Genomic DNA, 26,223 nt, shown 5'->3' on the forward strand with positions numbered 1-26,223 from the left:
CCTGATTGTTGCGCAACCGTACAAACTCCTCCGCAGGTCGCAAGCCCTTTCCCCTCACCGCCACCCCTCCGAATCCACCTTCCAGAACCCCCCGGAAGGGATCATTCCACTCCCCCGAAACCCTCCCCTCCGGGGGAGTGCGACCACCCCTGCCGGGCCGCCGATTTCAGCCCTGCGCCGAAGCGGAAGAAGGCCAATTCCAGCCCCGCTGGGGTCCCCCCGGCGGAGCCAGGGGGAGATTGAGGCGCGGGGGTTCGGGGGCAGCGCCCCCGACAAGAACCCGCAGCTCACCACCCGGTCAAGACAGAATCACGCTGCGCGACAAGTTCCTCGGCCGATCCGGATCAAACCCCTTCCCCTCCGCCACCCCCACCGCCAACTTCTGCACCCTCACCAACTCCGCCATCGGATCCACCCCCTCCCTCGCCACCATCTCCCCGCCCACCCGCTCCACGTCCCCCGCCAGCCCCTCCGGCACCTCGCCGAACACCCACGCCACCCGCCCGGGCCCGGTGATCGCGATCGGCCCGTGGCGGTACTCCATCGCGGGGTACGCCTCCGTCCACGCCCCGGCCGCCTCGCGCATCTTCAGCCCCGCCTCCAGGGCCAGCCCGTACGTCCAGCCCTGCCCCAGGAAGGTCCACTGCTCCGCCCCGGTCACGGCCGCCGGCAGCGGCTCGGCGATCGCGGTCTCGGCGTCGGCCGCCGCCTCGGCGATCGTCTTCAGGCCGGGCACCTCCCCGAGGCCCGCCCGGAGGAACGCCAGGGCCGTCGTCGCGAAGCGCGTCTGGACGACGGACTCCTCGTCCGCCCAGTCCAGTACCGCCACCGTGTCCGCCAGCGCCATCACGGGCGTCCCGGGGTCGGCGGTCAGGACCGTCGTGGCGACCGTCCCGCGCAGGGCGGTCAGCAGCTCCAGCACCTCGGTCGTCGTCCCGGAGCGGGTGATCGCCACCACCCGGTCGTAGGAGCGCCCCACCGGGAACTCCGAGGAGGCGAAGGCGTCGGTCTCCCCCTGCCCCGCCGCCTCCCGCAGCGCGGCGTACGCGATCGCCATGAACCACGAGGTGCCGCACCCGGTGACGGCCACCCGCTCCCCCTTCGCCGGCAGCCCCGCGAAGGAGGCCGCGGCGTCCGAGGCCCGCCGCCAGCAGGCCGGCTGAGTCGCTATCTCTGTTGCGGTACGGGACATGTGGCATGACTCCTTGAAGAGGCTGCGCGTACACGTGTATGCGGACCGGCACCTGAGCACTTCGTGCCGGGACGTGCTTAGCAGGCCCGGACACATCCGGGCAATGGCACCCACCGCACTCCCGTTACAAAACCCCTCTGTAGAACAGGTGTTGCAGAAGTGAGACCGCGCGGCATAGACCACTGAAGGGGGGTTGATGGAAAATCGTCAGCTCGCCCGGGGGGCGGCAGGGCCGCGGCGTACCGGCGCGCATCCGGCGTCGGTGCACACATCCAGCGATCGACAAGGTGGAAAAAGAGCTGTGCAGCGGCACTTCTTAGGCATGAGGACGGCTGCGGCCGCGCTGGCGACGGCCGTCACCCTCACGGGATGCGGCGCGTCGGGCGGTTCGCCGGACGAGGTGACACTCACCCTCGTCGCCGCCGACTACGACGTCAACGGCGGCCAGAGCAGCAAGACGTACTGGGCGGGGCTCGTCGAGAAATTCGAGGCGGAGAACTCCCACATCGACGTCGAGGTGCAGATCGAGCCCTGGACCGATGTGGACCGCAAGGTCGCCGAGCTGGTCAAGGAGGGCGAGGCCCCCGACATGGCCCAGATCGGCGCGTACGCCGACTACGCGGCGGCCGACAAGCTGTACACCGCCGACCAGCTGCTCTCCGTACCCGTGCAGGCCAACTTCCTCGGCCCCCTCGTACAGGCGGGCGAGCAGCGCCGGGTGCAGTACGGGCTGCCGTTCGCGGCCTCCACCCGGCTGCTCTTCTACAACAAGGAACTCTTCGAGCAGGCCGGTGTGGCGAAGGCTCCCGAGACCTGGGAGGAGCTGCGCGAGGCGGCCGAGCTGCTCAAGTCGGAGACGGACGTCGACTATCCGTTCGCGCTGCCGCTGGGGCCCGAGGAGGCCCAGATCGAGACGATGATGTGGCTGCTCGGCGGCGACGGCAACGGCTATGTCGACCCGGGCGGCTCGTACTCCATCGACACCGACGAGAACACCGCCACCCTGGACTGGGTCAAGTCCAACCTGGTCGCACCCGGCCTCACCGGCCCCGGCACCCCCGGCGAGCTGAACCGCAAGGCGGCGTACGCGGCCTTCACCCGGGGCGAGGTGGGGATGCTCAACGGCCATCCCTCGCTGATGAGGCAGGCGGAGAAGGCCGGCATCGAGCTGGGCAAGGTCCCGGTGCCCGGCCGGGACGGAAAGCCGAAGGCCCCGCTCGGCGTCGCCGACTGGATCATGGGCTTCAAGGAGAACGGCAACAAGGACGAGATAGGCACCTTCCTGAACTTCCTCTTCACCGACGAGAACGTCCTCGCCTTCGCGTCCCAGAACGATCTGCTGCCGGTGACCGTCTCCGCCTCCGAGGCGATGGAGCTGAACCCCCGGCACAAGAATCTGCGGGAGTTCCTCCAGGAGCTGCCCAGCGCGCAGCTGCCCCCGGTCGACAAGACCTCCTGGGCCCTGGTCAGCGACGACATCAAGCGGAACATCGGCAAGGCGGTGGCCCCCGGCGGCTCCCCGGCCAAGGTGCTGGACAAGATCGCCCAGAACGCGGCCCTGGAGGAGGAGAAGGAACGGGAGTGAGCGAACGGGAGCGACCGCCTAAATTGGGGGCATGACCGACACCGAGCCGCTCTCCGAGCGGGAGCGGGCCGTGCTGGCCATGGAGCAGCGCTCCTGGCCCGGGCCCGGCGCGAAGGAACGCGCCATCAGGGAGCGGCTCGGGATCTCCCCGGTCCGCTACTACCAGCTGCTCAACGCGCTGCTCGACGACCGGCGCGCGCTGGAGCACGATCCGGTCACCGTGAACCGGCTGCGCCGGGTCAGGGACGAGAGACGCGAGCGCCGATAGGCTCGGGGCCATGGGCAGCTCCCCGCACGCGCATCCCCTGCCGGCCCCTTCGACGCCCGCGGGCCGGGACGGGCTCGCCGCGATTCTCGCCCGGCCGCGCGAGGCGGTGATCGCGCTGGACTTCGACGGCACCCTCGCCGAGATCGTCCCCGACCCGGAGCGGGCCCGCGCCCATCCCGGCGCGGTGCCCGCGCTGGCGCGGCTCGCGCCGAAGGTCGCGTCGGTGGCCGTGGTCACCGGCCGGCCCGCCGAGGTCGCGGTCCGGTACGGCGGCTTCTCGGGGGTGCCGGGTCTGGAGCGGCTGGTGGTGCTCGGCCACTACGGGGCCGAGCGGTGGGACGCCGTCAGCGACACCGTGGACGCCCCCGAGGCGCATCCCGGCGTCGCGGCCGTCCGCGCCGAACTCCCCGGCCTCCTCGAAGGATTCGCCGGTGTGACGGGCGTATGGGTCGAGGAGAAGGGCCGGGCGGTCGCGGTCCACACCCGTCGCGCGAGCGATCCGGGGGCCGCCTTCGAGGCGCTGCGCGGCCCGCTCGCCGCGCTCGCCGCCCGGCACGGTCTGGTGCTGGAGCCGGGGCGGATGGTGCTGGAGCTGCGCCCGCCGGGGATGGACAAGGGCGTCGCCCTCGCCGCGTACGCCCGGGGGACGGGGGCCGGGGCCGTGCTCTACGCGGGCGACGACCTCGGCGATCTGCCCGCCTACGCCGCGGTGGAGAAGCTCCGCGCGGAAGGGGTGCCGGGGCTGCTGGTGTGCAGCGGCAGCACGGAGGTCACCGAACTCGCCGAGCGGGCCGATCTGCTGCTCCCCGGCCCGTCGGCGGTGGTGGAGTTCCTCGCCGCTCTCGCCTCCCGGCTGCCGTAAAACCTTCAGAGCGCGCGCAGGGCCTCCAGCTGGTCCAGGAACCAGCGCTGCGGCGGCAGCGCGGTCGCCGCGGCGGCGAGCCGTTCGGTGCGGCGGAGCCGTTCGTCCGCCGGCATGCTCAGCGCTTGGTGCAGCGCGTCGGCGGTGCCGGTGATGTCGTACGGGTTGACCGTGAGCGCGTCCGCCGCGAGTTCCTCGTACGCCCCCGCCTCGCGGGAGAGCACCAGCGCGCACCCCTCGTCGGAGACGACCGGGATCTCCTTGGCGACCAGGTTCATCCCGTCCCTGATCGGGTTGACCAGGGCGACGTCGGCCAGCCGGTAGGCGGCGAGCGAGCGGGCGAAGTCGTCCTTCACATGGAGGACGACCGGCGTCCAGCCGTCGGTGCCGTACTTCTCGTTGATCTCGTCGGCGACCCGGCGCACCTCGGCCGTGTACTCGCGGTAGACCGCCAGATCCTGACGGGAGGGGTAGGCGAGGGCGAGGTGGACGACGCGCTCGCGCCACTCGGGGCGGGTGTCGAGCAGCTGCCGGTACGCGAGGAGGCCGCGCACGATGTTCTTGGACAGCTCGGTGCGGTCGACCCGGACCACGGTGCGGCGGCCGGGGCCGATCTGCTCGCGGAGGGCGGTCATCCGCTCGGCCACGTCCGGCCGGTGCGAGCGCTCCTTGAGGAAGCCGGCGTCCGCGCCGAGCCCGTGGACCCCGATCCGGCGGCCGGTGAGGGCGTCCTCGCCCAGCACCCGCACGGCGCAGTCGGTGAAGGCGTCGGCCCAGCGGCGGGTGAGGAAGCAGGTGCGGTCCGCGCCGAGGAGGCCGCGCAGCAGCTGTTCGGCGATGTCGTCGGGGAGCAGCCGGAAGTAGTCGGCGGGGGCCCAGGGGGTGTGCGAGAAGTGTCCGATCCGCAGATCGGGGCGCAGCTCGCGGAGCAGGCCGGGGACGAGCGCCAGATGGTAGTCCTGGACGAGGACCGCGGCCCCGTCGCCGGCGTGGTCGGCCAGGGCCTGGGCGAAGGCGCGGTTGTAGCTCTCGTACGCGCTCCACCGGCGGCGGAAGTCCGCGTCGAAGACGGGTTCCAGCGGGGTCTGGTACAGCAGATGGTGGACAAACCAGAGGACGGAGTTGGCGATGTCGTTGTACGCGGCGGAGTGGATGTCCGGGTCGATGTCGAGCATCAGCACGCCCGGTTCGCCGACACCGCGCCGCAGTGCCTCGCGGTCGCCCTCGCCGAGGGCGGAGCAGACCCAGAGGGAGTCCGCGCCGGAGCCGGCGGCGGAGAGCCCGGAGACCATCCCGCCGCCGCCGCGCCGGGCGTCGAGCGCTCCGTCCTCGCCGAGGGCGTAGGAGATCGGACCCCGGTTCGACGCTACGAGGATCTGGGCGCGGACCGGTGTTGCGGGGGGCTCGGAGACCATGTCGCGAAACCTAGCCCGCCGGGTGGGGCCTCAAACGTGCGTACGCCTCCGGTCGGCTCACTCGCCCCGGGCACTCGGCTCATTCGGCACGGCCGCCCCGGCGGCCCCGCCCGGCGGCGAGGGCGACGGCCGCGACGGCGGCGAGGCTGAGGACGAGTCCGCCGAGCAGCCAGAGCCGCTCGGCCGACATCAGGACATGACGGGCGAAGTTCATACATACGATGTTCGACCGGCGGGCGGGGCTCAGGCCGCCCGACGCGCCGCGTACTCGCGGATCTCCCGCATCGGGGGCCGCTCCTCGGTGTCCACCGGGTGGGTGCGCGGGACAAAGCCGTCCGCGCCGCGCTCGAACTGGGTCAGCGACGGCCGCACCAGCTGGCCGCGCTCCAGTCTGAGCTGGGCGGTGCGGTAGATCGCCGCGGCCATCCGGCCGAGCGCCCGGGCGTCCTGGTGGCGGTGTTTGCGGGAGCCGACGTCGACCTGGGCGAGGGCGTCCAGGCCCACCGCGCGCAGGGCGTCGACCAGGAGGCCCAGCTCGACCCCGTACCCGACCGGGAAGGGCAGCGACTCCAGCAGGGAGCGGCGGGCCGCGTACTCGCCGCCCAGCGGCTGGACGAAACCGGCCAGCCGGGGCCAGTGCAGATTGAGCAGCGGGCGGGCCACCAGCTCGGTGACCCGCCCGCCCTGCCCCGGGGCGTCGTCCAGCGGGCGGTCGTACATCGCCTTGACGAAGTCGATCCCCGGGTCGGTGAGCAGCGGCCCGACGATCCCGGAGACGAAGTCGGCGGAGAAGTCCCGAAGGTCGGCGTCGACGAAGCACACGATGTCACCGCCGGTCACCATCAGCGACCGCCACAGCACCTCGCCCTTGCCGGGCAGCGCCGGCAGCCGGGGCAGGATCGCGTCCCGGTGCACCACCCGCGCCCCGGCGGCGGCGGCGATCGCGGCGGTGCGGTCGGTGGAGCCGGAGTCGATCACCACCAGTTCATCGACGAGCGGGGCGGTCTCCATCAGCTCCCGGCGGATCACGGTGACGATGTCCCCGACGGTCGCCTCCTCGTTGAGCGCGGGCAGCACGACGCTGACCGTCGCCGAGGACGCCCGCTTGGCCGCCAGCAGCCGGTGCAGCGGCCGGTCGGCGGCCTTCCAGGTCCGCCCGGTCAGCCAGTGCTCCACTTCATCGAGCACGTGTACCCACTCCCCACAGCAGCCCTGTGACGCATCTCGCGGTGCGGACGACTATCTCAACCGTCCATGCCTTCGGTTACAGTCTTGAACAACGCGGACGCCCGTCGCATGTCGGGGTCGTTCCCGCGTTACACAATCGAATACCGCTCATCCAGAGGGGCAGAGGGATACGGCCCGTTGAAGCCCCGGCAACCCTCCAGCCGGTCTCAGTCGCTGTTCAGCGCATGAGGCTCCCGGCTCGGGAAGGTGCCAAATCCGTCTCATGGCGAGCCTCGCCATGGGAAAGATGAGGAGAAAGGGCCTCCCTCCATGGCTGTGCAGACCGTCGCAACCACCCCCGTCACCCCTGTCGATCTCGGACCGGCCGCAGCGCTGTCGTGTCGCGAGTGCGGTGAGCGTTTCGAACTGGGCCCGATCTTCGCCTGTTCCTCCTGTTTCGGCCCCCTGGAAGTCGCCTACGACCTCCCCGCCGAGGGCCCCGAGGCGCTGCGCGCCCGGATCGAGGCCGGCCCGGAGAACATCTGGCGCTACGCCCCGCTGCTGCCCGTCCCCGCGGACGTGGCCGGCAAGCCGAATCTGAACCCCGGTTTCACCAAGCTGGTCAAGGCCGACAACCTCGCCCGTGAACTGGGCGTCACCGGCGGCCTGTTCGTCAAGGACGACTCCGGCAACCCGACCCACTCCTTCAAGGACCGGGTCGTCGCGATCGCCGTCGAGGCCGCCCGCGCCTTCGGCTTCACCACCCTCTCCTGCTCCTCCACCGGCAATCTGGCCGGCGCGGTCGGCGCTGCCGCCGCGCGGGCGGGCTTCCGCTCCTGCGTGTTCATCCCGCACGACCTGGAGCAGGGCAAGGTCGTCATGGCCGCGGTCTACGGCGGCGAGCTGGTCGGCATCGAGGGCAACTACGACGATGTGAATCGTTTCTGCTCCGAGCTGATCGGCGACCCGCTCGGCGAGGGCTGGGGCTTCGTCAACGTCAACCTCCGCCCGTACTACGGCGAGGGTTCCAAGACGCTCGCGTACGAGATCTGCGAGCAGCTCGGCTGGCGGCTGCCCGATCAGATCGTGATCCCGATCGCCTCCGGCTCCCAGCTCACCAAGATCGACAAGGGGCTCCAGGAGCTGATCAAGCTGGGCCTGGTCGAGGACCGCCCGTACAAGATCTTCGGGGCCCAGGCCGAGGGCTGCTCGCCGGTCTCGGCGGCCTTCAAGGCCGGACACGACGTGGTGCGCCCGGTGAAGCCGGACACCATCGCCAAGTCGCTGGCGATCGGCAACCCGGCGGACGGGCCGTACGTCCTGGACATCGCCCGCCGCACCGGCGGAGCGGTCGAGGACGTCACCGACGCGGAGATCGTGGACTCGATCAAGCTGCTGGCCCGCACCGAGGGCATCTTCGCGGAGACCGCCGGCGGGGTGACCGTGGGCGTGACCCGGAAGCTGATCGAGGCCGGTCTGCTCGACCCGACGCTGACCACGGTCGTCCTCAACACCGGCGACGGTCTCAAGACCCTGGACGCGGTCGCCCCGACCAGCGGCCCCACCGCGACCATCCGCCCCAGCCTGGACGCGTTCCGCGACGCCGGCCTGGCCCACTGAAACCCCTGGGAGAGCTGAAAATGAGCGTCAACGTACGAATCCCCACCATTCTGCGCACCTACACCGGCGGCCAGGCCGAGGTGGCGGCCGAGGGCACCACCCTCTCCGAGGTGATCGCGGACCTGGAGCGCAATCACTCGGGCATCGCCGCGCGCGTCCTGGACGAGACCGGCAAGCTGCGCCGGTTCGTGAATGTGTACGTCAATGACGACGACGTCCGCTTTGAACAGGGTCTCGACACCGTGACGCCGGACGGCGCCGGAATCTCGATCATTCCCGCGGTCGCCGGAGGCTGATCCCCGGGTCCCCTCCCGCCCTCCGGGGTTCTTCCCGGACCCTCCCCGCGCCACACCGGTTGCCCTCTCCGTCGAAATAAACGGAGGGGGCAATTCCGCAGGATTGAAGGCGCTACAGTTGGGGAATGTCCCGCGGCCGGCCGCGCTTCTCGGCATACGAGAATGCGCCCCCGCGCGATAAGAAGCAGCCAATGTGCGCGATTGATTTGCCGCTTAAGTCTTCTTTGTCGGGCCCGACTTGCCCCACAACCTTGTGAATTCAGGCTAATTCATCGATCCGCCGTGCCCGGATTTCTCGTCCGATTGACCTGTTGCAGAGGGCAGTTGGGCAGATACATTCAGCCGCGGTCGACGCGTTCCGGCGCACATCCGCAGAGCCTCCCTCCGCACCTGGAGGACGGCTCGCGGCGGGTGAGATCTGACCCGGGTCCGCGAGGTGCGGTCCTGCGCAAGGGCCAGTAATAGGGGAGTTAGGCATGGCTCAGGGCACCGTCAAGTGGTTCAACGCGGAGAAGGGGTATGGCTTCATCGCGGTCGACGGTGGTGCGGATGTATTCGTCCACTACAGCGCGATCCAGATGGACGGATACCGCACCCTGGAGGAGGGTCAGCGAGTCGAGTTCGAAATCTCGCAGGGACAGAAGGGTCCGCAGGCGGACATGGTGAAGCTCGCGGTCTGATTCCGCGGTCCGAGCCAGACCTGCGACACCTGCGACGCGATCGGCCACCGACGCGTTCACGCATGTTGGGGTCCGCATCCCGGGAAACGGGGTGCGGACCCCACACGCGTGTACGGGCGGGGCCGCGCCTACCCCCACCTGCCCCGGGAGCCTTGTGCGGCCCGGGTCCGGGAGGGGTTCCGGCACCCTCCCCGAGGGGCCGGTTCTGCCAGAGGCGCTTGCACTCGGCAGGGGCGAGTGCTAATCATTGGCGTTAGCACTCTCCTAGTGAGAGTGACAGAACATGGACCGAGCAGGTGAGGTCCGCAGGCCTGTGGGGCAGAGAACCACACGGCGCGCGGGCCGTCCGTCGCGGGCGCCGTCGCGGTCCGGCCAGAGCTTCCCACCAGTCCGTGGAGGACACTTCACATGGCAAAGATCATCGCGTTCGACGAGGAGGCGCGGCGCGGCCTTGAGCGCGGTATGAACCAGCTCGCCGACGCCGTCAAGGTCACCCTCGGTCCCAAGGGCCGCAACGTCGTCCTTGAGAAGAAGTGGGGCGCGCCCACGATCACCAACGATGGTGTTTCCATCGCCAAGGAGATCGAGCTCGAGGACCCGTACGAGAAGATCGGCGCCGAGCTGGTCAAGGAAGTCGCCAAGAAGACGGACGACGTCGCCGGCGACGGAACCACCACCGCGACCGTTCTCGCCCAGGCGCTCGTCCGCGAGGGCCTGCGCAACGTGGCGGCCGGCGCCAACCCGATGGCCCTCAAGCGCGGCATCGAGAAGGCCGTCGAGGCCGTCTCCGGCGCCCTGCTGGAGCAGGCCAAGGACGTGGAGACCAAGGAGCAGATCGCTTCCACCGCCTCCATCTCCGCCGCCGACACCCAGATCGGCGAGCTCATCGCCGAGGCGATGGACAAGGTCGGCAAGGAAGGCGTCATCACGGTCGAGGAGTCCCAGACCTTCGGTCTGGAGCTGGAGCTCACCGAGGGCATGCGCTTCGACAAGGGCTACATCTCGGCGTACTTCGCCACCGACATGGAGCGTATGGAGGCGTCCCTGGACGACCCGTACATCCTGATCGTGAACTCCAAGGTCGGCAACGTGAAGGACCTCCTTCCGCTGCTGGAGAAGGTCATGCAGTCGGGCAAGCCCCTGCTGATCATCGCCGAGGACGTCGAGGGCGAGGCCCTGTCCACGCTGGTCGTGAACAAGATCCGCGGCACCTTCAAGTCCGTCGCCGTCAAGGCCCCGGGCTTCGGCGACCGCCGCAAGGCCATGCTGAACGACATCGCCATCCTCACGGGCGGCACGGTCATCTCCGAGGAGGTCGGCCTCAAGCTCGAGAACGCCGGTCTGGACCTGCTGGGCCGCGCCCGCAAGGTCGTCATCACCAAGGACGAGACGACCATCGTCGACGGCTCCGGTGACAGCGACCAGGTCGCCGGCCGGGTCAACCAGATCCGCGCCGAGATCGAGAACTCCGACTCGGACTACGACCGCGAGAAGCTCCAGGAGCGCCTCGCGAAGCTGGCCGGCGGCGTGGCCGTCATCAAGGCCGGCGCCGCGACCGAGGTCGAGCTCAAGGAGCGCAAGCACCGCATCGAGGACGCCGTTCGCAACGCGAAGGCGGCCGTCGAGGAGGGCATCGTCGCCGGCGGCGGCGTGGCCCTGATCCAGGCTTCCTCGGTCTTCGAGAAGCTGGACCTCGAGGGCGACGAGGCGACCGGCGCCAACGCCGTCCGTCTGGCCCTGGAGGCCCCGCTCAAGCAGATCGCCGTCAACGGTGGTCTTGAGGGCGGCGTCATCGTCGAGAAGGTGCGCAACCTGCCCATCGGTCACGGCCTGAACGCCGCGACCGGCGAGTACGTCGACATGATCGCCGAGGGCATCATCGACCCCGCGAAGGTGACCCGCTCTGCTCTGCAGAACGCGGCCTCCATCGCGGCGCTGTTCCTGACCACCGAGGCCGTCATCGCCGACAAGCCGGAGAAGGCCGCCGCGGCCGCTCCGGGCGGCATGCCGGGCGGTGACATGGACTTCTGATCCCTCGTCGGATCAGCTGCTCCAGCAGTCCGAAGGGCGGCACCCCTCTCCCAGGGGGTGCCGCCCTTCGGCGTGCGTGCGCGCTACCCCCGATCCCGGCGGATACTCCCCGGGCCGCCGGACCGGCCCCCTTCAGGTGAAGGATCACGCCGGGGGCTGTCGCGAGGGCGGGCGGCTCCCGCACCATCGACAAGCGCCACCGCACCGCAGCACCGCGCACCACCGTGACACCGCAGCACCGTGACACCGCAGCACCGTGACACCCGCAGCACCGTGACACCGCGGCCCCACGACCGGCCGCCGTCACCCGAGCGCTCCCCGGTACAGCCGACCCGGGGAGCGTTCGCCGTTTCCGGCACCGGGGCGGACGGCGTCCCCTACCCCGGGCGAAGGATTCCCCCGCCGCGCCTCCACCCAGAGGCGTAGACAAGACTGTCCCGACGGGGGATTCCTCCGGACAGAGGACACGACAGGGTTCAGCCCTGAGCCCACCAACTGCCTTTAAGGAAACACTTCATGCAGAGACGACGACTCGTTCCCGTGCTGGCGGTGAGCGTCATGGCGACGCTGGCCCCCGCGGTCGCCACCACCGCGAACGCCGCCCCGACACCGGCGAGTCCGCTGGCCGCACTGGCCCAGCAGAAGCCCTCCTGGAAGCGGTGCGCCCCCGATCTGCCGGCCGCCTTCCAGTGCGCCACGATCAAGGCGCCGCTCAGCTACGCCAACCCCGGCGGCAAGAAGACAGACGTGGCGATATCCCGCTACAAGACGAGCGTGAAGGGCAAGCGCCACGGTGTGCTGCTCTCCAACCCCGGCGGCCCGGGCGGCGACGGCATCACGCTCCCGCTGGAGCTGAAGGAGGCGCTGCCCAAGTCCGTGCAGGAGCGGTACGACCTCATCGGCTTCTCCCCGCGCGGCATCGGCCAGTCCTCCGCGATCAGCTGCGGGCTCTCCGACAGCGACGCCAACTGGCCGCGCCCGTACAAGGCGAAGACCTTCGCCAAGGACGTCAGCTGGGCCAAGGGCGTCGCCGACAAGTGCCGCAAGAAGGCCGGCGACAAGCTGTCGCACATCACCACGCGCAACACTGCTCGTGACATGGACCTGATCCGTTCGGTCCTCGGCGAGAAGAAGATCTCGTACCTGGGCTACTCCTACGGCACCTACCTCGGAGCCGTCTACACCCAGATGTTCCCGAAGCAGACCGACCGCTTCATCCTGGACAGCGCCGTCGACCCCAAGCTCGCCTGGCGCGGCATGATCCAGGTGTGGGCCGAGGGCGTCGAGCCCGCGTTCCAGCGGTGGACGAAGTGGACGGCGGAGCGCGACTCGTCCTACAAGCTCGGCAACTCCTCCGCGAAGGTCGGCAAGACCTTCTGGGACCTGATCGCCCAGGCCGACCGGAAGCCGATCGTGGTCGGGGGCGAGCCGTACAACGGCGACGACATCCGCCAGATCATGCGGCCCGAGTTCTTCGACGTCCGCAGCGCCGCCGAGATCGTGGTGGAGCTGAAGAAGGCCGCGGCCGGCAAGAAGGTCTCGGCCCGCGCCCTCCCGGCCCAGGAGACCCCGGGCCCCGCCTTCCTGAAGCCCGTGGCGCCCGACAACGGCGAGTCGGTCTTCTGGACCGTCGCCTGCGGCGACAACTCCGCCGCCTGGTCGCGCGACACCGAGCAGTACCGCAAGGACGCGGTCCGGGACAAGGCCCGCTACCCGCTGTACGGCGACTTCGCGTCCAACATCAAGCCGTGCGCGTTCTGGAACAAGTCCGCCGAGGCCGCGACCAAGGTCGACAACAAGGTCCCCTCGCTGATCCTCCAGAACGAGTGGGACTCGCAGACCCCGCTCTCCACCGGGGTGGGCCTGCGCAAGGCGCTGCGCGGAGCCAAGATGGTGACCGTCAAGAACGGTGAGGGCCACGGGGTCTATCTGTTCGGCGGGAACGCCTGCGCGGACAAGGCCGGCACCACCTACCTGACCACCGGGAAGCTCCCGGCCAAGGACACCACCTGCACCGCGGCCGTCCCCCGCAAGTCGGCGACCACCACGCCGTCCTCCCCGCTCATCCAGGGCGCCAACCGCTTCTGAGACCGGGCACGGGCACCTGAGGTCCCGCCGGGGTGGCAGGCCGCGCCCCGGCGGGACTCTCCGTACCGCTCCCGGCGGGGATTCCCCGTACCGCCCCGGGACTCTCCGCGAGCCCCGGGGGCGGAAGGGCGGGCGCGGGCGTGGCACCATCGGGACCGTGCTCGATATCGGCTACTCCCTCTCCCCCCGCTTCCCGGACCCCCCGCAGACCGACTACCGGCAGGTGGACACCGCCTCCCTCCGCCACGACCTCTTCTGCGGCGACGTCTATCTCGCGGACACCAAGGCCGACCGCGAAGTTTCCACAGCCTGGGGATGGGTTCCGGTCCTCGACTTCGCGTGGGCCCTGTGCGACATCGTCGAGCGCCTCGACCGCGATCCGCGCGGCAGCCGCTCCGCCACCCCCCAATTCGCCGAGCTGGACTTCACCGAGTCCGCCGACCGGATGATCTTCGAGCGGCGCTTCGGCTGGGTGGACGTGGCCGCCGACTGGATGCGGAGCGACGAGCCGCCCCTCACCTTCAACCACGGCGAGCTGCGCCGCGAGGCCCGCGACTTCCTCCAGGACGTGATCGCGGATCTCACCGACATGCACGAGGGCCTCGCCGACAATCCCGTCATCTGGGACCTTCAGGCGCGCTTCCCCCGGATCTGACCGCACCCCGGCCCCCCGGGCTGCGGCGATGTCACAATCGCGCCCCGCCGCCCGTCCTCCCTCCGAGAGCCCCCACGGCCCTCCGAGGAAGAGGAAGGGCAGTCATGCACCGCATCACCATCGTCGGCGGCGGCTTCGCCGGACTCACCGCGGCCATCGCCGCGGCCGAAACCGCCGGCGCGACCACCGGCGGGACCACCGGCGGAGCCCGTGTCACGCTGTACGAGTCCCACCGCACCCTGGGCGGCCGGGCCCGCACCGACGACGGGCCGTACCGGACCAATGAAGGACCGCACGCCCTCTACAGCGGCGGCCCGCACTGGGGATGGCTCAGGCGGCGCGGTCTGATCGGACCGCTCGCCGCGATCCCACCGCTCGAAGGGGCCCGGTTCCGCTTCCGGTCCGGCGGGGCGCTGCGCAGGCTCCCGCCGCTCGCCCTGTACCGGCTGGCGCGGCGGGCTCCGGAGTCCGCCCCGGTCGACGAGGACTTCCTCACCTGGGCCACCGGTCAGGTCGGCGAGACGGGCGCACGGGCCGCCGCCCACTACATCGGCGTGGCCCTCTTCCACCACGATCCCGGTTCCCTCTCCGCCGCCTTCGTCCAGGAGCGGCTGCGCCGCGCCGCCGCCCTCCCGCCGGAGGCGCGCTGTCCGCGCGGCGGCTGGGGTCAGATCATCGACCGGATGACCGGCCGCGCCCTGGACCTCGGCGTACGCATCGAGACCGGGTCACGGGTGGACGCCCTGCCCGAGCGCGACGGACCGGTGATCGTCGCGACCTCGCTGGACGCGGCCCGGGGCCTGCTCAAGGACGACTCCCTGCGCTGGGAGAGCGGTCGCACCACCCTGATCGACCTGGCCCTGCGCAGCAGCGGGAAGGACGCGTTCGTCGTCTCCGACCTGGACGCCCCCGGCTGGCTGGAGCGCTTCACCGCCCAGGACCGCACCCTGGCCCCGGCCGGCCGCTCCCTGGTCCAGGGCCAGCTGCCGATCGCCCCCGGCGAGTCGAAGGCCGACGGCGTCGCCCACGCCGAGGCCCTGCTCGACCTGGGCTTCCCCGGCTGGCGCGAGCGCTCCGTCTGGCGGCGCGAAGCCCTCTCCCAGGGCCGTACGGGAGCGCTGGACCGGCCGGGCCTCAGCTGGCGGGACCGGCCCGCGATCGACCGGGGCGACGGGGTGTATCTCGTGGGCGACCAGGTCGCCGCTCCCGGAGTGCTCTGCGAGGTCTCGTTCACCAGCGCGCTCAACGCGGTGTCCCTCATCGCCCGGCGCTGCGGCACCGGACCGGAGCCGAACCTCCTTGACCTCAAGCCTTCTTGAGGTTGAACAGTTGTCCTCGCAGCCGAGACAGCGAGACACCGCACCGCACCGCACCGACATCGCACCGACATCGCACTCAGGGGAGCCCGTCATGCGCGCCATACGCCTTCACTCCTTCGGCCCCGCCGAGAACCTCGTCCTCGATGAGATCGAGAACCCGGTGCCCGGCCCCGGCCAGGTCCGCATCGCGGTCGCCGTGTCGGGCGTCCACCTCCTCGACACCACCCTGCGCCAGGGCCTGCCCGGCCCCTACACCGAACCGATCAGCCTGCCGACCGTCCCGGGCCGCGAGGTCGCCGGCGTGGTCGACGCGCTCGGCGAGGGCGCCGACCCCGGCTGGCTCGGCAAGATGGTCGTCGCCCACCTCGGGATGGTCCCCGGCGGATACGCCGAATTCGCCGTCACCGAGACCACCCGGCTGCACGAGGTCCCCGCCCGGCTCGACCCCGCCGAGGCCGTCGCGATGATCGGCACCGGGCGGACCACCCTCGGCATCCTCGGCCTCGCCGAGCTGCGCGAGGACGACATCGCGATCATCCCGGCCGCCGCCGGGGGCATCGGCTCCCTGCTCGTGCAGTACGTCAAGAACATCGGGGCCACCGCCATCGGCCTCGCGGGCGGAGCCGCCAAGGTCGCCGGCGTCCTGGCCAACGGCGCGGACCTCGCCGTCGACTACCAGCAGCCCGACTGGCCCGAGCAGGTCCGCGACCACCTCGGCGAGCGGCGCGCCACCATCGTCTTCGACTCCGTCGGCGGCACGGCCGGCCGCGCCGCCGTCGATCTGCTCGCCAAGGGCGGCAGGCACCTCGTCTTCGGCTGGACCGGGGAGAAGGATCTGCACGACGGATCCCCGCTCGCCTTCACCGAGGAGGAGCTGAACGAGCGCGGCATCACCTCCGAGATCGTCCTCGGCCCGGCCATGCTGGAGAAGGCCGGCGGCCTCCGCGCCCTGGAGGAGCGCGCCCTGAAGGAGGCCGCCACCGGCCGGCTGCGCCCGGTCGTCCAGCGCTTCCCCCTCGCCGACGCCGCCCGCGCCCACCGGGCGCTGGAGACCCGCGGCACCGTCGGCAAGGTCGTGCTGATCCCCCGTATGCCCTAGGCCGTGCCTTCCTGGGCCCGCGCGTCCTGGGACCCCAGCGCGGTGAGCGCCTCGTCGGTCAGCCGGTACACCGTCCACTCGTCCTGCGGCCGTGCGCCGAGCGAGCGGTAGAAGTCGATCGACGGGGTGTTCCAGTCCAGGACCGACCATTCGAGGCGCTCGTAGCCGCGCTCGACGCAGATCCGCGCCAGCTCGGTCAGCAGCGCCTTGCCGTGCCCGCCGCCGCGCCGCTCGGGGCGGACGTACAGATCCTCCAGATAGATCCCGTGCACCCCGCGCCAGGTGGAGAAGTTCAGGAACCAGAGCGCGAATCCGACGGGCTCGCCGTCGTCACCCTCCGCGATATGGGCGAAGGCGGCGGGCCGCTCGCCGAAGAGCGCCTCGCGCAGCTGCTCCTCCGTCGCGTGGACCTCGTCCAAGGCCTTCTCGTACTCGGCGAGTTCACGGACCATACGGTGAATCGCGGGGACATCCTGGGGTACGGCTGTACGAATCATGAGGTCAGGATGGATGACGGCCGATCCGGTACGCCACCGGGATTCACCTTCTGGACGGTCCCGGGCGGTCCGGCACGGCCCGGGCCGCTCAGCCGCGCCCCAGCAGTGCCCGCGCGATCTCCGCCCACTCCTCGTCCAGCTTCTCGTCACCCTCCGCCAGCCCCCACAGGCTGCCCTGGAGGATCCGCCCGAGCGTCCACGCCCCGGCCCGCGCCCGGTCGAGCCCCAGCCGCTCCGTCAGCAGATCGAACCGCCAGAGCGTCTCGGCCGGGTCGTAGCGGTTGGTGAGAGCCGGCAGCAGCTCGAAGCCCGGGTCCCCGGCGAGGGGCTTGGGGTCGATGGCGAGCCAGGGCTCCCGCTCGGCGGCCAGGATGTTGCCGTAGTGGAGATCCCAGTGGAGCAGCCGGTCCCCCGGCTCCCCCGCCACCTCCCGTACCGCCGCCGCGCAGTCCAGCAGCAGCCGCCGCTCGTCCCCGTCCGCCGGCCCCCGCACCGCCGCGGGCGTCTCGGCGAGCAACCCGGCCGCGATGTCGCCGAGCCGCCGCAGCCCCTGCGGCGCGGGCCGCTCGGTGAGCCTCGCCAGCAGCCCCGCGAGAATCCCCACCGCCTCCCGCGTCTCCGGCACCGCCGACAGATGACGGCGGAAATCCAGCCGCTCCAGCAGCAGGGTGCCGGTCTCCCGGTCGTGGTCCAGCAGCCGGGCGGCCCCGTCCCCGCCCCAGGCCAGCAGCGCCTCCGCCTCCCCGGCCGTCTCCTCGTCCAGCGCCTGGAGCTTCAGCACGGCGGGCGTGCCGTCCTCCCGCCGCACCGGCAGCACGAGCGCGCACATCCCATGCATCGGCGCACCGTCCAACCGCAGCCCCCAGCTGTCGAGGAAGCGGACGGTCCGCCCGGGCAGCGCGGCGATGAAGGCGCGGCCCGCCGCGCCGCCGTGCTGACGCAGGCTGACCATGAGAGCGTCCGGAACCTCGACCTCGACCATGCCGCCGATGGTACGTACGGCACATCCCCTCCCGTATGTGTGTGCTGCGGCGACGGGATGATGAAGGATCATTCCCGGCCACACGGAGCGCCTTACAGGAGGGCCCGCCCTGAACACCCCCTACGTGGAGACGCTCTCCGTCGTCCTGCTGTTCGCGACCCTGGCCTGCGCGGTCGTACGCCCCTGGGGGTGGCCGGAGGCGGTCGTCGCCGTTCCGGCGGCGGTGGTGGCCGTCGCGGCGGGAGCCATCTCGCTCCCGGACGCGGCGGCGGAGGCGGAGCATCTGGCTCCGGTGGTCGGGTTCCTGGCCGCGATCCTGGTGCTGGCCCAGCTCTGCGACGACGAGGGGCTGTTCCGCGCCTGCGGGGCGTGGATGGCCCGAGCGGCCCGGCGCCGGCCGCGCTCCCTGCTGGCGTACGTGTTCGCGGCGGCGTCCTCGATCACCGCCGTGCTGAGTCTGGACGCGACGGTCGTCCTGCTGACCCCGGTGGTCTTCGCGACCGCGGCCCGCCTCGGAGCCCGGCCCCTGCCCCATGTGTACGCCTGCACCCATCTGTCGAACACGGCCTCGCTGCTGCTTCCGGTCTCGAATCTGACCAATCTGCTGGCCTTCGCCGCGAGCGGGCTGAGCTTCACCCGGTTCGCCGCGCTGATGGCGCTGCCGTGGCTGGTGGCGATCGCGGTGGAGTACGCGGTCTTCCGCCGCTTCTTCGCCCTCGATCTGGCGGCCGGCTTCCGGGCCCCGGCGGACGACCCGGAGCCGGTCGCGGTCCCGGTGTTCGCCCTGGTGACCGTGGTCTGCACGCTGGCCGGATTCATCGCCACCTCGGCCCTGGGCATCGAGCCCGCCTGGGCGGCCGCGGCCGGCGCGGCGGTGCTCGCGGTCCGCGCCCTGGCCCGGCGGCGCACCACCCCCGTCGCGCTGGTGCGCGCCGCCGCCGTGCCCTTCCTCGCCTTCGTGCTCGCCCTGGGCATCCTGGTGCGCGCCGTGGTCGACAGCGGGCTCGGCGACGCGCTGGACCCGCTGGTCCCCGAAGGAACCGGGCTGCCCGCGCTGCTCGGCCTCGCCTTCCTCGCCGCCGTCCTGGCGAACCTGATCAACAATCTGCCCGCCGTGCTGGTACTGCTGCCGCTGACCGCCCCCCTCGGGCCCGGGGCGGTCCTGGCGGTGCTGCTCGGGGCGAACATCGGCCCCAACCTCACCTACGCCGGCTCCCTGGCCACCCTGCTGTGGCGGCGGATCATGCACGCCCACGACACGGAGGTGGATCTCGGGAAGTTCACCCGGCTCGGGCTGCTCACCGTGCCTGCCACGCTGCTGCTCTCCGTCGTGGCACTCTGGATCTCGCTGAGCGTCCTCGGAGGCTGAAGTGACCGTCATCGCCTGGATCGTGGAAGGCACCTGGCCCGCGTGCGTCGACGCGGCCCGCGCCCACGCGCCCGAGGGCACGGACATCGTCCTGCTGCATGTCACCGACCCCGAGGCCGTGAACGCCGCCCGGGGCTCCTACGCCGGACTCCTCGGCCGCGCCCGCCCCGACCGCGACCCCGCCGTCCCCCTCGGGACCCTCGCCTCGGCCGCCGCCGACCGCCTGCTCTCCGAAGCCGCCGCCCGCCTGGGCCGCCCCGCCACCCGGCTCCGCCGCACCGGCCGCCCCGAACACGAGGTGACCGCCACCCCCGGGCCCACCGACCTCCTCGTCCTCACCCGCGACGGCACCCCGGGCCACCCCGGCCCCCACAGCCTCGGCCCCGCCACCCGCTTCGTCGTCGACCACGCCCTGTGCCCGGTCCTGCTGGTCTGGCCCGAAGCCCCGGCCCCGGAACGGGAAAAGCCAGCTCACGGAATGCCGTGACCTGGCTTTTCACTGGAGCCCCCTGTCGGATTCGAACCGACGACCTACGCATTACAAGTGCGTTGCTCTGGCCAGCTGAGCTAAGGAGGCAGCCGTAGCAGTGTAACCAAACCACCGCGCCTCGTCGGACGTAAATCTCGTGCCCTAACCGTTACTGACAGAACAGAAAACGCCAGGTAGCGTCACCACCAGTCCACACAGGTGGACTACACCAATCCTTTACTCGGATCGTCCGGCACGTTCCTGCCGGTGGAGGGACACACAGCCATGGCAACTGTCACTTTCGACAAGGCCACCCGGGTCTACCCGGGCACCGAGAAGCCCGCGGTGGACCAGCTGGAGATCGAGATCGCGGACGGTGAGTTCCTCGTCCTCGTCGGTCCCTCCGGCTGCGGCAAGTCGACCTCCCTGCGCATGCTCGCGGGGCTCGAGGACGTCAACGGCGGAGCCATCCGCATCGGTGAGCGCGATGTCACACATCTGCCGCCCAAGGACCGGGACATCGCGATGGTGTTCCAGAACTACGCGCTCTACCCGCACATGACCGTCGCCGACAACATGGGCTTCGCCCTGAAGATCGCCGGCGTGAACAAGGCGGAGATCCGCAAGAAGGTCGAAGAGGCCGCGCAGATCCTCGACCTGACGCCGTACCTGGACCGCAAGCCGAAGGCGCTCTCCGGTGGCCAGCGGCAGCGTGTGGCGATGGGGCGGGCCATCGTCCGTGAGCCGCAGGTGTTCCTCATGGACGAGCCGCTGTCGAACCTCGACGCGAAGCTGCGCGTGTCCACCCGTACGCAGATCGCCTCGCTCCAGCGCCGGCTGGGCATCACCACGGTGTACGTCACCCACGACCAGACCGAGGCCCTGACCATGGGCGACCGGGTCGCGGTCCTCAAGGACGGTCTGCTCCAGCAGGTCGACTCGCCGCGGACCATGTACGACAAGCCGGCGAACCTCTTCGTCGCCGGATTCATCGGTTCGCCGGCCATGAACCTGGTCGAGGTCCCGATCACCGACGGCGGTGTGAAGTTCGGCAACAGCGTCGTCCCGGTCTCCCGGGCCGCGCTGAGCGCCGCCGCCGACCGCGGTGACAAGACGGTCACCGTCGGCATCCGCCCCGAGCACTTCGATGTGGTCGAGCACACCGGCACCACGTCCGGCACGCTCTCCAAGGACGCCCCGGCCGGCCTCGCCGTGCAGGTGAACGTCGTGGAGGAGCTGGGCTCCGACGGCTTCGTCTACGGCGCGTCGAAGGTCAGCGGCGAGGACAAGGAGCTGGTCGTGCGTGTCGGCGGCCGGTCCGTGCCCGAGAAGGGCTCGGAGCTGCACGTCGTGCCGCGCGCGGACGAGATCCACGTCTTCGCGACCTCCACCGGCGAGCGCCTCACCGACTGACGCTCCCCGAGAGACATACGCGCAACGGCCCCGCGGATTCCGCGGGGCCGTTGTGCGTACGCCGCGAAATAAACCACCACTACGGGCATTTCACTACCAACCGTCAACCGCGGATTCGAAAGGCCCCCTCGAACCGTCCCCCACGTGAGTGACTAAATGTCGCCATACCATCACCGGCCGCTACGCTCGCTGGCGTGACCCACTCAGCACGCCGAATCGGCCGCTCCTTCGCCCTCGTCCTGCCCGTCGTCCTGGTGCTCTCCGGAACCCTCGCGGTCACCAGCGTCCCGTGGGCCGGACAGACCGGCGACCAGATCCTCACGGCCTCCTCCCAGAACGTCTCCGTGCGCGCCAAGTCCCGCGCCCCGCAGGACGTGCTGCGCGACCGGCTGATGACCGAACTCCAGGAGAAGGACCCCGGCACCGCGCTCACCCGGCTCCAGCGCGAGGTGGAGGCCCGCCCCTCGCTCGCCAAGCACTGCATGTCGATCGCCCGCTCGCTCGGCCGCGCCGCCGTCGACCGCTTCGGTCCGGTCCGCGCCCAGGCGTACTCCAAGCCCGTCTGCGACACCTCCTTCGCGAGCGGCGTCGCCCAGCAGACCCAGGGGAGCTGACGGGCCGCGCACGGCCCGCTGCGCATATCGTTCACCGCATGCATACGCCTACGTATCCGACGCAGGCCGTGATCCTGGCCGGCGGCCAGGGCTCCCGGCTGCGCCCGTACACCGACGACCGGCCCAAGCCGATGGTCGAGATCCCCGGAACAGGGACCCCGATCATCGGCCATCAGCTGTCCTGGCTGGCCGCCGAAGGCGTGACCGACGCCGTCGTCTCCTGCGGCCATCTCGCCGAGGTGCTCCAGGAGTGGCTGGCCACCGCCGAACTGCCGCTGCGCGTCACCACCGTCGTCGAACCCGAGCCGCTCGGCCGGGGCGGCGGCCTCAAGTACGCGGCGGCCCGGCTGCCGCGCCCCGATCTGCCCTGGTACGCGACGAACGGCGACATCTGGACGCGGTTCTCGCTCCGTGAGATGGCCGCCTTCCACGCCGAGCGCGACGCGGTCGCCACCCTCGCGCTGGCCAGGCCCAGGATCCCCTGGGGCGCGGTCGAGACGGACGCCTTCGGGCACATCACCGACTTCATCGAGTCGCCGCCGTCGCCGTACCTCATCAACGCGGGCGTGTACGTCTTCGCCGCCGCCTTCACCGAGCTGCTGCCGGAGCGGGGCGACCACGAGCGCACCACCTTCCCCGGGCTGGCCCGGGAGCGCAGGCTGGCGGGCTTCCCGCTGCCCAACGGCGCGTACTGGCGGGCCATCGACACCGCCAAGGACCTCACCGAGGCCGCGAAGGAACTGGCCGCCCAGGCCCGCTAGGACCCGTCAGGGCCCCCTGGAACCCCCGTACCGCCCCTCCGGCGCCCTGGGGCACCCGCAGGCCCGTACAGCGGCCCCTGTCGGCCGGGAACGCGCGGCGGGGGCGGACCCGGGAATCCGGATCCGCCCCCGCCGCGCGTGGGGCCTGTGGCGGCTCAGCCGAGCAGACCGCCGATGACCTTGCCGCCGCCCGTGGTGCCGCCGTCCGAACCGCCGCCGGTGGAGCCGGTGTTGTCCGGGCTGCTGCCGGGCGCGCTGCCGGTGCCGCCGCTGCCCGTGCCGCCGCTGCCGGTGGCGGGGTCGGTGCCGGTGGCTGGCTGCTGTTGCTGCTGGGCCGGCTGGGAACGGGTGGGCTGCTGCTGCCCGCTGCCCGTGCCCTGGGTCTGGCTGGGGCGGCCGGCGCCCGTGCTCGCCGTCTCCGGGGCGGTGGTCCCCGCCGAGGCGGGGGCGGTGGACTGCTGACGGGTCGGGACGCCGGACTGGCTCGCGGTCGGCGAGGGCTCCTTCTTCGCCTTCTTCTCCTTCTCCCCGCCGCCGCTCGGCCCCGCCGAGGAGCGGGTGCCGGACGGCATGTCCTTCGGCAGCGGCGAGCCGGGGAGGTGGTTGGTCGGGTCCTGGTTCGGCCCCGGCACGGTGACCATCTCGGTGGAGCGGACCGCTCCGCCGAGCATCGACCCGATGAGCAGGGTGAGCCCGACGACCACGGTCGTGACGACCGCGCCGCGCCGCAGCACCCGCTGGCGCAGCTGCCACAGCTCGGACCGGGGCCCCAGCGTGCGCCAGGCCTCGCCCGCGAGCCGCCCGTCGATGGAGTAGACGGGCGCTCCCGCGATGATCAGCGGCGACCAGGCGGCGAGATAGATGATGTCGGGCGCGTCGTAGGCCGGCACCGTCTTCCAGCTCACCGTGAGGATCAGCGCCGCCGACAGCAGCGCGCCGAAGACGGCCGCGACCCGCTGCCACAGTCCGAGGACGGTGAGCACGCCGACGACGACCTGGAGGAAGGCGACGGTGAGCCCCGCGCCCACGGGGTGGGAGAGCGCGAAGTCGCGCAGCGGGTCGGCGAGCGCCCACGGGTTCAGCGAATTGAGCCACTTCACCATGGAGCCGCGCTCGCCGCCGTCGAAGTAGACGGGGTCGCAGAGCTTGCCCATGCCCGCGTAGATGGAGATGAAGCCGAGGAAGACCCGCAGCGGCAGCAGCACCACGCCGAGGTTCATCCGGCGGCCGGGGTAGTAGGCGTGCCGCACCACGTCGTTGCCGTGGCGCTGGGGACGGCCGTCGGCCGCCTCCTCGTCCGGCTCGTCGTCGTACAGCCCCTGGTCGCCGTCGTAAGAGGAGGAGGAAGGGGGGGCGGAGTAGGTGTCGTACGCGCCGACCGCCTGCCGCATCGGGGGCAGCAGGGGCTTGCCGGGGGAGCCCGCGACGGGGGTGGGCGCGGTGTCGTCCGCGCCGCCCGGCACCCGGACCCGGGGGATGAGCTGGGTCGAGCCCGTGTCGTACCCGGCGGAGCCGTAGTCGTCGCGCTCGGCGGTGGCGGTGCTGTTGCGCACGGCCTGGAGCAGCCCGGTCGCGCCCGAGTCGCCGGGCGCGGACTTGCCGCTCCAGACGACAGGCGCCCGCCGCCGCACCACCGCCCCGCCCATCGGGATCATGGCGGTGTCCGCCATGACTCTGGAGGGGCGCGGCCTCTGGGCGAGCTGCACCCGGAAGCTGGCGTGGTTCACGATGACCTGAGCGGGGTCGCAGTCGACCTTGATCATGCTCAGCGCAGGCTGATCATCGAACCCGGGCCGGGGCGTTCTGGTGTCCACACTCATCTAACCGAGTGACATCGCGTTTGGACACTGCCGTGACGGGCCCTATCTGTCCGAGACCCGTCAAGGCTGGTGAGAGGGTTGGAAGAGGTGCGCCTCCTCGGCGTCAACCTCTCGTACGGACCGCTGCCGGCCTCTCGTACGCACGCGCCCCCGGCTCCCCCCGGGAGGGAGGTGCCGGGGGCGCGCGGAACGGCTCAGGCGCGGCGCTTGGCCGCCTCGTACAGCACGATGCCGGCCGCGACGCCCGCGTTGAGCGACTCCGCGCCGCCGGGCATCGGGATGCGGACGAGGTAGTCGCAGGTCTCGCCGACGAGCCGGGAGAGGCCCTTGCCCTCGCTGCCGACGACGATGACCAGCGGGCCGCCGAGCGCCTCCAGGTCGCCGACCTCGTGCTCGCCGTCGGCGGCCAGCCCGACGACGGTGAGACCGGCCTTCTGGTAGCCCTCCAGGGCGCGGGTCAGATTGGTGGCGCGGGCCACCGGGGTGCGCGCGGCGGTGCCGGCGGAGGACTTCCACGCGCCGGCGGTCATGCCGGCGGCGCGGCGCTCGGGGACGACGACGCCGTGTCCGCCGAAGGCGGCGGCGGAGCGGACCACGGCACCGAGGTTGCGCGGGTCGGTGACACCGTCGAGGGCGACGATCAGCGGGGCCTCGCCGTGGTCGGCGGCGGTGGCCGCGAGGTCCTCGGGGTGCGCGTACTCGTACGGCGGGACCTGGAGGACCAGGCCCTGGTGGTTGAGCCCGTTGGTCATCCGGTCCAGCTCGGCGCGGGGGGCCTCCATGATGTGGAGGGTGCCGCGCGAGGTGGCGAGCTGGATGGCCTCGCGGACGCGCTCGTCGTTGTCGATGTACTGCTGGATGTAGAGCATGGTCGCGGGGACGCCGTCACGCAGCGCCTCGAAGACCGGATTGCGGCCGACGACCATCTCGGACGTGCCCTTGCCGCCGCGACGGGCGACGGGCCGGCGGGTGGTCTGCCGGGCCTTGGCGTTGGCCACCCGGTTCTTGACGTGGCCCTTGCGGGCGGAGGCGGGCGGGGTCGGACCCTTGCCCTCAAGGCCGCGGCGCCGATTGCCACCGCTGCCGACCTGCGCGCCCTTCTTGTTGGACGTGCGGCGGTTTCTGCGCTGGCTGTTCCCGGCCATGACTGTTACCTGTTCCTGGATCCTCGTATGTGTGTACGTATGACAGTGTGCCGCCCGGACGGCCGGGCGGCACATTCGTCCTGGCTCAGCGGGGGCCGAGCGTCCAGCGCGGACCGTCCGGGCCGTCCTCGATGACCAGTCCGGACTGCTGGAGCTGGTCGCGGATGGCGTCGGCGGTGGCCCAGTCCTTGCGGCCGCGGGCCGCCTCGCGCTGCTGGAGCACCAGGCGTACGAGCGTGTCGACCGCGCCGTGGAGGTCTTCGCCGCCCTCGGCGTCGCCGGCCCAGTGCGGGTCGAAGGGGTCGAGACCGAGGACGCCGAGCATGGCGCGCACCTCGGCGAGGCGGGCGACCGCGGACTCCTTGTCGTCGGCGGCGAGCGCCGAGTTCCCCTGGCGGACGGTGGTGTGGATGACGGCGAGCGCCTGCGGCACGCCGAGGTCGTCGTCCATGGCCTCGGCGAAGGCGAGGGGGACCTCGTCGGCGGGCTCCACCGGTCCCCCGGTCTTCTCGCAGACGCGCTGCATGAAGCCGGCGATCCGGGCGAAGGCGGACTCGGCCTCGCGCAGTGCCTCCTCGCTGTACTCGATCATCGAGCGGTAGTGCGGGGTGCCGAGGTAGTAGCGCAGGACGATGGGCTTCCAGTGCTTGACCATCTCGGAGACGAGCACCGAGTTGCCGAGCGACTTGGACATCTTCTCGCCGCTCATGGTGACCCAGGCGTTGTGCACCCAGTACCGGGAGAACTCGTCGCCGAAGGCCTTGGCCTGGGCGATCTCGTTCTCGTGGTGCGGGAAGATCAGATCCAGGCCGCCGCCGTGGATGTCGAAGGCCTCGCCCAGGTACTTGTGGGCCATCGCGGAGCACTCCAGGTGCC

25 protein-coding genes, 1 tRNA gene and 1 riboswitch are annotated in these 26,223 nt (G+C 71.5%); of the genes, 16 read left to right on the plus strand and 10 right to left on the minus strand.

All coding sequences use genetic code 11. The annotated features are described in order from the left end of the window. Positions 1–298: 298 nt before the first annotated feature. Positions 299–1,192 carry an SIS domain-containing protein gene (locus ABD371_RS02410; RefSeq protein ID WP_344472080.1) on the minus strand — a complete coding sequence of 298 codons (894 nt, stop codon included), beginning with the start codon at positions 1,190–1,192 and terminating at the stop codon, positions 299–301. A 322-nt stretch (positions 1,193–1,514) separates the two neighbouring features. Between ABD371_RS02410 and ABD371_RS02415 the strand changes: the two genes are divergently transcribed. Genes ABD371_RS02415 through otsB form a run of 3 tightly spaced genes read left to right on the plus strand, consistent with a single transcriptional unit; the run spans position 1,515 to position 3,907 of the window. After that, entirely contained in the window at positions 1,515–2,777 is a 1,263-nt protein-coding gene (locus ABD371_RS02415; RefSeq protein WP_344472082.1) for an extracellular solute-binding protein, read from the plus strand. A gap of 31 nt (positions 2,778–2,808) precedes the next feature. After that, positions 2,809–3,045 (plus strand): DUF3263 domain-containing protein, encoded by a 237-nt coding sequence (locus ABD371_RS02420; protein WP_190124898.1) that lies wholly within the window; start codon positions 2,809–2,811, stop codon positions 3,043–3,045. Between the two features lie 10 nt (positions 3,046–3,055). Further along, positions 3,056–3,907, plus strand: coding sequence for a trehalose-phosphatase (otsB, locus tag ABD371_RS02425; RefSeq protein WP_344472084.1), 852 nt, complete (start codon positions 3,056–3,058; stop codon positions 3,905–3,907). A 5-nt stretch (positions 3,908–3,912) separates the two neighbouring features. Here the strand turns inward: otsB and ABD371_RS02430 are convergent, their stop codons facing one another. The 3 genes from ABD371_RS02430 to ABD371_RS02440 form a co-directional block, all read right to left on the minus strand. Beyond that, the gene (locus ABD371_RS02430) at positions 3,913–5,322 is read right to left on the minus strand and encodes an alpha,alpha-trehalose-phosphate synthase (UDP-forming) (RefSeq protein ID WP_344472086.1); all 1,410 of its coding nucleotides are present in this window, start codon (positions 5,320–5,322) and stop codon (positions 3,913–3,915) included. 79 nt (positions 5,323–5,401) lie between these two features. Continuing rightward, complete coding sequence (locus ABD371_RS02435) at positions 5,402–5,536, minus strand: hypothetical protein (RefSeq protein ID WP_344472088.1); 135 nt, start codon at positions 5,534–5,536, stop codon at positions 5,402–5,404. Between the two features lie 29 nt (positions 5,537–5,565). Beyond that, positions 5,566–6,510 carry a glucosyl-3-phosphoglycerate synthase gene (locus ABD371_RS02440; protein WP_344472089.1) on the minus strand — a complete coding sequence of 315 codons (945 nt, stop codon included), beginning with the start codon at positions 6,508–6,510 and terminating at the stop codon, positions 5,566–5,568. Positions 6,511–6,654: 144 nt separating this feature from the next. Then, a riboswitch (SAM riboswitch) is annotated at positions 6,655–6,803 on the plus strand. A gap of 16 nt (positions 6,804–6,819) precedes the next feature. Between ABD371_RS02440 and thrC the strand changes: the two genes are divergently transcribed. The 8 genes from thrC to ABD371_RS02480 all read left to right on the plus strand — a co-directional run bounded on the left by thrC (position 6,820) and on the right by ABD371_RS02480 (position 16,277). Beyond that, complete coding sequence (thrC, locus tag ABD371_RS02445) at positions 6,820–8,109, plus strand: threonine synthase (protein WP_344472091.1); 1,290 nt, start codon at positions 6,820–6,822, stop codon at positions 8,107–8,109. Between the two features lie 20 nt (positions 8,110–8,129). Continuing rightward, positions 8,130–8,405 carry a MoaD/ThiS family protein gene (locus ABD371_RS02450; protein WP_344472093.1) on the plus strand — a complete coding sequence of 92 codons (276 nt, stop codon included), beginning with the start codon at positions 8,130–8,132 and terminating at the stop codon, positions 8,403–8,405. A 476-nt stretch (positions 8,406–8,881) separates the two neighbouring features. Beyond that, positions 8,882–9,085: a cold-shock protein gene (locus ABD371_RS02455; RefSeq protein WP_005315736.1), complete on the plus strand. Its 204-nt coding sequence runs from the start codon at positions 8,882–8,884 to the stop codon at positions 9,083–9,085. A gap of 408 nt (positions 9,086–9,493) precedes the next feature. Next, positions 9,494–11,116, plus strand: coding sequence for a chaperonin GroEL (gene groL / locus ABD371_RS02460; protein WP_344472095.1), 1,623 nt, complete (start codon positions 9,494–9,496; stop codon positions 11,114–11,116). A 516-nt stretch (positions 11,117–11,632) separates the two neighbouring features. Further along, entirely contained in the window at positions 11,633–13,204 is a 1,572-nt protein-coding gene (locus ABD371_RS02465; RefSeq protein WP_344472097.1) for an alpha/beta hydrolase, read from the plus strand. Positions 13,205–13,361: 157 nt separating this feature from the next. Then, a complete protein-coding gene (locus ABD371_RS02470; protein WP_190124890.1) occupies positions 13,362–13,859 on the plus strand; it encodes a hypothetical protein in 498 nt (165 codons plus the stop codon). Positions 13,860–13,963: 104 nt separating this feature from the next. After that, positions 13,964–15,178 (plus strand): NAD(P)-binding protein, encoded by a 1,215-nt coding sequence (locus tag ABD371_RS02475; RefSeq protein WP_344472100.1) that lies wholly within the window; start codon positions 13,964–13,966, stop codon positions 15,176–15,178. Between the two features lie 91 nt (positions 15,179–15,269). Continuing rightward, entirely contained in the window at positions 15,270–16,277 is a 1,008-nt protein-coding gene (locus ABD371_RS02480; RefSeq protein WP_344472102.1) for a zinc-binding dehydrogenase, read from the plus strand. Here ABD371_RS02480 and ABD371_RS02485 read toward each other — a convergent pair. Further along, a complete protein-coding gene (locus ABD371_RS02485) occupies positions 16,274–16,774 on the minus strand; it encodes a GNAT family N-acetyltransferase (protein ID WP_344472104.1) in 501 nt (166 codons plus the stop codon). The two genes, ABD371_RS02480 and ABD371_RS02485, sit on opposite strands and share 4 nt — an antisense overlap. A gap of 88 nt (positions 16,775–16,862) precedes the next feature. Then, positions 16,863–17,756 carry an aminoglycoside phosphotransferase family protein gene (locus tag ABD371_RS02490; protein WP_344472108.1) on the minus strand — a complete coding sequence of 298 codons (894 nt, stop codon included), beginning with the start codon at positions 17,754–17,756 and terminating at the stop codon, positions 16,863–16,865. A gap of 70 nt (positions 17,757–17,826) precedes the next feature. Here ABD371_RS02490 and ABD371_RS02495 point away from each other — a divergent pair, with 70 nt between their 5' ends. Continuing rightward, positions 17,827–19,125 carry an SLC13 family permease gene (locus ABD371_RS02495; RefSeq protein ID WP_381734357.1) on the plus strand — a complete coding sequence of 433 codons (1,299 nt, stop codon included), beginning with the start codon at positions 17,827–17,829 and terminating at the stop codon, positions 19,123–19,125. 1 nt (position 19,126) lies between these two features. Next, the gene (locus ABD371_RS02500) at positions 19,127–19,612 is read left to right on the plus strand and encodes a universal stress protein (RefSeq protein ID WP_344472111.1); all 486 of its coding nucleotides are present in this window, start codon (positions 19,127–19,129) and stop codon (positions 19,610–19,612) included. 13 nt (positions 19,613–19,625) lie between these two features. Here ABD371_RS02500 and ABD371_RS02505 read toward each other — a convergent pair. Then, positions 19,626–19,702, minus strand: a tRNA-Thr gene (locus ABD371_RS02505). Between the two features lie 177 nt (positions 19,703–19,879). Here ABD371_RS02505 and ABD371_RS02510 point away from each other — a divergent pair. The 3 genes from ABD371_RS02510 (at position 19,880) to ABD371_RS02520 (ending at position 22,382) form a co-directional block, all read left to right on the plus strand. Continuing rightward, positions 19,880–21,007 carry an ABC transporter ATP-binding protein gene (locus ABD371_RS02510; protein ID WP_344472113.1) on the plus strand — a complete coding sequence of 376 codons (1,128 nt, stop codon included), beginning with the start codon at positions 19,880–19,882 and terminating at the stop codon, positions 21,005–21,007. 194 nt (positions 21,008–21,201) lie between these two features. Beyond that, a complete protein-coding gene (locus ABD371_RS02515) occupies positions 21,202–21,621 on the plus strand; it encodes a hypothetical protein (RefSeq protein ID WP_190124859.1) in 420 nt (139 codons plus the stop codon). A 38-nt stretch (positions 21,622–21,659) separates the two neighbouring features. Continuing rightward, positions 21,660–22,382: a nucleotidyltransferase family protein gene (locus ABD371_RS02520; RefSeq protein ID WP_344472115.1), complete on the plus strand. Its 723-nt coding sequence runs from the start codon at positions 21,660–21,662 to the stop codon at positions 22,380–22,382. A 155-nt stretch (positions 22,383–22,537) separates the two neighbouring features. Here ABD371_RS02520 and ABD371_RS02525 read toward each other — a convergent pair whose 3' ends face one another. The 3 genes from ABD371_RS02525 to ABD371_RS02535 all read right to left on the minus strand — a co-directional run. Then, on the minus strand, positions 22,538–24,202 hold the full coding sequence (locus ABD371_RS02525) for a DoxX family membrane protein (protein ID WP_344472117.1): 1,665 nt from the start codon (positions 24,200–24,202) through the stop codon (positions 22,538–22,540). A gap of 194 nt (positions 24,203–24,396) precedes the next feature. Then, on the minus strand, positions 24,397–25,347 hold the full coding sequence (gene rlmB, locus ABD371_RS02530) for a 23S rRNA (guanosine(2251)-2'-O)-methyltransferase RlmB (RefSeq protein WP_190124856.1): 951 nt from the start codon (positions 25,345–25,347) through the stop codon (positions 24,397–24,399). An 85-nt stretch (positions 25,348–25,432) separates the two neighbouring features. Next, the coding region (locus ABD371_RS02535; protein WP_344472119.1) for a DALR domain-containing protein at positions 25,433–26,223 on the minus strand (791 nt) is incomplete at its 5' end.

Origin of the sequence: Streptomyces amakusaensis, from assembly GCF_039532665.1 — a bacterium.
Lineage (GTDB): Bacteria > Actinomycetota > Actinomycetes > Streptomycetales > Streptomycetaceae > Streptomyces > Streptomyces amakusaensis.